Here is a 6,087-nt window from a genome sequence, read left to right on the forward strand (position 1 = left end):
ACCGTATGATAGAAAACAGATTGCAAAAATTAAAAAATAAATAAGCCATGGTAATGCGTAAGATACAAGTGGTGATGATTACAGCTCTTTTGTCGGGCACGAGCCTGTCGGGTTTTGCACAGGAGCCGGATAAAAATAAAGAAGCTGAGAAGGAAAGAATAGAGCGGCAACAAAATCTTAACCGTGAGATGACTCTGGAGCGTGAATATGATCCGATTGTACAGGATGCCGCAAAAGTAAATACGCTTCCTGTTGTTCGTGAGATGAATATATCAAAACGTCCGATCGTATATTCGGATTATGCGGTGCCAACATTGCCCGATAAGGAAATGAACATATTACCTGCCGGTATGCTGATGACGGATGTTGCGCATAGTAAACGTAACGGTTATCTGCATTTTGCCGGAGGAATGTTTATGAACTTCAATGGAGATTTTGGTTATCATCTGCTGAATACCGACCGTGATAAGCTGGGTGTGTATTTTTCACATCGTTCTACGAACGGAAATGTCAAATTTTCGGAGGATAGTATTGCAAAACGTAAGGCAAAATTGAATGATAATTTCGGCGGACTTGATTTCAGGCATCGTTTTAATGTTAATGCAGCGACCTTGTCATTAGGAGGTAGTTTCGGCTATTCGGCATTTAACTATTATGGTGTACCGACCCATACGTTTGTTGCACCTGTTGCAGAAAATGATTCCGCAACGAGTCAGGGAAACCGGTATATAAACGTGTATGCAGGTGTTGCTTCCGGCAGGGAATCTTCACCGGGATATTATATTGGTATTGATTACAAGAATTTTAATCAGAAATATTCATTGAGCAAGGGTTATAACGGGGTGACGGAAAATAATATCGGCCTGCATATAGGGTTGAATTCTCCGGTCAATAACGGCCAACGTTTTGGTGTTGACTTTAAGATGAATATGTTGATTTATACGGAACCGGGAATAAGCGATGTGAAAATAGACAGTGCGGCTTTTGATAATCGTTATGAGGCAACTCTTAGTCCTTATTATCGTTTGGAAAATGATAAAATGAAATTACTGTTGGGTCTGAATTTGATGATTGTTTCCCAGGATGAAACGGATATTTTCGTTTCTCCGAATATAGCACTGGATGTTCCGATCGCAAACTGGAGCTTGTTTTATGTTAACCTTGGCGGGGGAATTGAATCGAATACGATGTATGAATTATCGCGCCTAAACCGTTATATCAATCCTGCATTTACACCGGATGTTTCTAAAACATGGGCGGATTTAAAACTTGGAGTGCGTAGTAATGCCGCTGCAGGCCTTTGGTTTGACATATTTGCCGGATATAAATATACCGAATCGGATGTTTTTTATAATCCTTCGTCTTATGGTTGGATAGATAAGGGGTTTAATAATGTGAGCATGGCTTTTCAACCTGCTTCGCAACGTCTGCATGCAGGCGCTACTTTGAAATATGATTATCAGCATATATTTGATTTTTATCTGAAGGGAGTTTATAATCATTATAACTTAAAATATCTTGATACCTGGAAAAATGCTTACGGTACAATGGGATTGGATAAAGATGATGATATGGAAGCATACGGCAGACCGACATTCACTGTCGATGCAGGTTTAAATATTCGTCCGGTCAAACCGCTTACTTTAAGTGTTGATTATAGCATGGCATCAGGGATGTATGCCTATCTGGATAAAGAAAATGTGAAAATGAGCACAATAAACGATTTACGGTTCCGGGCGTCCTGGAAGTTTAATGATATGTTCAGTGTATATGCACAATTCAACAATTTATTATTCGGGAAGCATGAAATGTATTATGGTTATCCGATGCAACCGTTTAGTGCAATGGTAGGTTTTAGTGTGACATTTTGATTGCTTTCAGTTGATATGCTGTTTTTAATATAAATAAATCCGTTGCATAAAACGAAGCATGTAAAACAATGTTCTATATCTGAAACTTGTTTATTCATGCGAAATCCATGCCGCTTTAAATGTATAATAAATAATCGTATGAAAAAAATATTTTGTTTGTTGTGCATATCTCTTTTATTTTTTAAAGGATATGCTCAAATACATGATCCCGTTAAATGGTCATTTGAATTTAAGGATCTTCCTTCAGCAGAAAAAGAAATTGTTTTTAAAGCGAATATTGAAAACGGATGGCACATGTATGATATGAATCTGCCGGAAGGTGGTCCTGTGTCAACATCCATATCTTTTGAAGTTTTGCAGGGTGCGGAACTTGTCAACAAACCAGTTGCATCTGCTCAGGCAACAGAAGTTTTTGACAAACAATTTGATATGAATATCCGTTGGTTTGAACATACAGTATCTTTTACCCAGAAAATTAAAGTAACCGATTTTAAGAAATTCAGGTTGTCCGGTGAAGTTGAATACATGGTGTGTAATGATGAAACATGCCTTCCTCCGGAACGCGAGCCTTTTTCGTTTGACAGGAAATATATAAAGCATATATCCGAACCGGAAGTTTTGGTAGGGAAAGAAGATTCTCTGGTCGGAGAGCAGGAGCCGGTTACCGATAGCGTTCCGGACTCAATGGAATCTGTTGGAGGAGGAAGAACAGCAAGAGTTCTTTCAGAGTTGCTTTCCGGGATGGAAAAAAAGTCCATTCAAAAATCGGATCATGTGACTGAAGATAAGGAGGCCTCATGGTGGACGCCTGTAATAGATGAACTGAAAGTATTAGGTGATGAGACATCTTCTGCCACAGATCGCTCTTTTATTTATATATTTATAGCCGGTTTTCTGGGTGGTCTGTTGGCATTGCTTACTCCTTGCGTATGGCCGATGATACCAATGACCGTCAGCTTTTTCCTGAAACATTCTAAAAGCCGGAAAAGAGCTGTCCGTGATGCATTGCTTTATGGTTTTTCCATTATTATCATTTATTTGACTATGGGATTGCTCATTACGGGTATTTTCGGCGCAAGTGCACTCAATAGTTTATCAACCAATGCCATTTTTAATATTGTATTTTTCCTGTTGTTAGTTGTTTTTGCCATGTCATTTTTCGGAGCCTTCGAACTTGTTTTGCCGTCATCATGGACAACTAAAATAGACAAAAAGGCTGATTCGACCACCGGATTATTGAGTACATTCTTTATGGCATTTACACTCGTGCTGGTTTCTTTTTCATGTACAGGTCCGATTATCGGAACTTTGCTTGTAGAAGCCGCTTCACAGGGAAATACAGTCGGCCCGGCTATCGGGATGTTCGGTTTTGCATTGGCGCTTGCCATACCCTTTGCTTTGTTTGCCGTTTTCCCGAATATGCTTCAGAACATGCCGAAGTCAGGGGGATGGTTGAACTCAGTAAAGGTCGTACTCGGCTTTCTGGAACTGGCTCTGGCCTTTAAATTCTTGTCTGTCGCCGATTTAGCTTACGGATGGGGCATTTTAGACCGGGAAGTGTTCATCGTTCTCTGGGTTGTCATTTTTGTATTATTGGGATTTTATCTTTTTGGAAAGATCCGTTTCAAACATGATTCGGAATTGAAATATATTTCCGTTACTCGTTTATTCATGTCGATTATCTCTTTCGCCTTTGCCATTTACATGATACCCGGTCTCTGGGGTGCGCCGCTGAAGGCGATAAGCGCCTTTGCTCCTCCTCTATATACGCAGGATTTCAGCTTATATAATGATGAGGTGCATGCTCGGTTTGATGACTACGAAATAGGGATGGACTATGCTGCCCGAACACAAAAACCGGTACTGATAGATTTCTCCGGTTATGGCTGTGTAAATTGTCGTAAGATGGAAGCGGCGGTATGGACTGATCCGCGAGTGAAACAGCTTATTGAAAAAGATTTTGTACTGATCACATTAATGGTTGATGATAAGACGAAACTCCCCAATCAGATTGAAATAGAAGAAAACGGAAGAATGTGGATGCTAAAGACTATAGGTGACAAGTGGAGTTATCTGCAACGCAGTAAATTTGGCGCAAATGCTCAACCCTATTATATTATTCTTGACAATGAAGGCTTACCGTTATCACCTTCGTATGCATATGATGAAAATGTAGCCAAATATATTAATTTTCTTGAAAACGGAAAGAAACAATATCACTTAAAAACTAAACAATGAGTACAAGGAAAGAACAGATGGAGGCTTTCGGACGTTTGCTGGATATCTTTGATGAGCTTCGCGAGAAATGTCCGTGGGACAAAAAGCAGACAAATGAAAGTCTTCGCACGAATACAATAGAAGAAGTGTACGAACTTAGTGATGCCCTCATGCGGGAAGATCAGGCGGACATCAAAAAAGAACTTGGTGATTTACTGCTTCATATCATTTTTTATGCAAAAATCGGTTCCGAGAAAAATTCCTTTGATATAAAAGATGTATGTGATGCGTTGTGTGATAAATTAATCTTTCGGCATCCGCATGTTTTCGGGGATGTCAAGGCCGATACGTCTAAAAAGGTGGAGCAAAACTGGGAACAGCTTAAGTTAAAGGAGAAAGGTGGGAATAAGACTGTACTGGAAGGAGTGCCGGCTGCTCTCCCATCCATTGTGAAAGCGCAACGTATTCAGGAAAAAGCGCGGAATGTCGGGTTTGACTGGGAGGAACGCGATCAGATATGGGATAAAGTAGAAGAAGAATTATCGGAATTCCGTTATGAAGTGAATCGTATGGACGATGATAAAAAAGAAGCGGAGTTTGGTGATTTTATTTTCACTATGATTAATGCTGCTTGCCTTTATGGGGTTAATCCGGATAATGCACTTGAACGTACCAATAAAAAGTTTATACGCCGTTTTGGTTACATAGAATCCCAAACGATAGAAAAAGGGCGTTCATTAAAAGATATGTCCCTTTCCGAAATGGACGCCATCTGGGACGAAGCAAAACGGAAGGGACTATAAGTGTAAAAAACTATAAGAAAGTTGTGTCTTTTTTTCAGTATCATTGTATCAGGCTTCTTTCAATAGCTTCTATGGTCGAACGGAATGTTTTGCTTATTTCGATCTGGTCATTTATCGTTTTATATGCATGAATCACTGTCGCATGATCTTTTCCTCCTACCACCTTGCCAATATAGGCAAACGATAATTCCGTATATTTTTTAGCCAGGAACATGGTAATCTGACGTGCCTGAACAATTTCACGTTTTCGTGATTTAGTTTGTATAAGCGCTTCGTCCAAATTAAAATAACGGCAAACAATTTCCTGTATCTTTTTGATGGTAATTTGTTTTTTTTCCAGACGAACGGCCTGACTTATTACCTGTCTGGCAAGTACAAGATCTATTTCTTTATTTGTTATAACCGAATTTGCCATCAAGGAAACCAGTATCCCTTCAAGATCACGTACATTTTCCGTAACATTTTCCGATATAAACTCAAAAACATCTTCCGGTATTTCCAATCCTTCATGACTGATTCTATTACGAAGGATTTTTTTACGCAATTCAAGATCCGGTCGTTCTATCGGGGCTGTCATCCCCCATTTAAGACGGGAAATAAGCCTTTCTTCCATACCCTGCAGATCGACGGGAGCACGGTCACATGTAAGAACCAGCTGTTTTCCCAGTTGATGCAAATTGTTAAATATCTGGAAAAATATTTCCTGTGTTTTTGTTAATCCGATCAGTTCATGTATATCATCTAATATAAGTACATCTATACTTTGGTAAAAACTGAGGAAATCATTGGTCACGTTTTTACGTACGGCATCCGTATATTGAAGGCGAAACAGATTGGCGGATACATATAATACCCGTTTTTCCGGATGAAGTTCACGGATCTTTACCCCTATAGCGTGGCAGATATGTGTTTTTCCAACGCCTGACGGACCATATATAAATAACGGATTAAAGGCTGTTTTCCCGGGATCCGATGCTATTTTTTCAGATACGGCACGTACCAGTTTGTTACTTTCGCCTTCAAAAAAGTTTTCGAAATTATATCTCGGATTTAATTGAGAGTCCAGATCTTGTGATGCAACTTTAAAAGATCCGGGTGCTTTTGTCGCATCTACTTTATTAGGGGTATGCAAAAGGATTGTCTTTGATTCTTCGCCGTGATAGGTAACGCTATGGCCGTTGGGAGCTTTCGTCTGC

Annotated in this window: 4 protein-coding genes; 3 read left to right on the plus strand and 1 reads right to left on the minus strand. The window is 39.6% G+C overall.

The features are described from left to right. Positions 1-53 precede the first annotated feature (53 nt). The 3 genes from LBQ60_15535 (at position 54) to mazG (ending at position 4,891) form a co-directional block, all read left to right on the plus strand. Positions 54-1,871: a TonB-dependent receptor gene (locus LBQ60_15535; GenBank protein ID MDR2039335.1), complete on the plus strand. Its 1,818-nt coding sequence runs from the start codon at positions 54-56 to the stop codon at positions 1,869-1,871. A gap of 138 nt (positions 1,872-2,009) precedes the next feature. Further along, positions 2,010-4,109 (plus strand): thioredoxin family protein, encoded by a 2,100-nt coding sequence (locus LBQ60_15540; GenBank protein MDR2039336.1) that lies wholly within the window; start codon positions 2,010-2,012, stop codon positions 4,107-4,109. Further along, a complete protein-coding gene (mazG, locus tag LBQ60_15545; GenBank protein MDR2039337.1) occupies positions 4,106-4,891 on the plus strand; it encodes a nucleoside triphosphate pyrophosphohydrolase in 786 nt (261 codons plus the stop codon). The genes LBQ60_15540 and mazG overlap by 4 nt, the downstream gene beginning before the upstream one ends. A gap of 40 nt (positions 4,892-4,931) precedes the next feature. On the opposite strand, the gene dnaA is transcribed toward mazG, so the two are convergent. Then, a partial coding sequence (gene dnaA, locus LBQ60_15550; GenBank protein ID MDR2039338.1) for a chromosomal replication initiator protein DnaA occupies positions 4,932-6,087 on the minus strand: 1,156 nt, incomplete at its 5' end.

The organism is Bacteroidales bacterium (genome assembly GCA_031275285.1).
Lineage (GTDB): Bacteria > Bacteroidota > Bacteroidia > Bacteroidales > UBA4181 > JAIRLS01.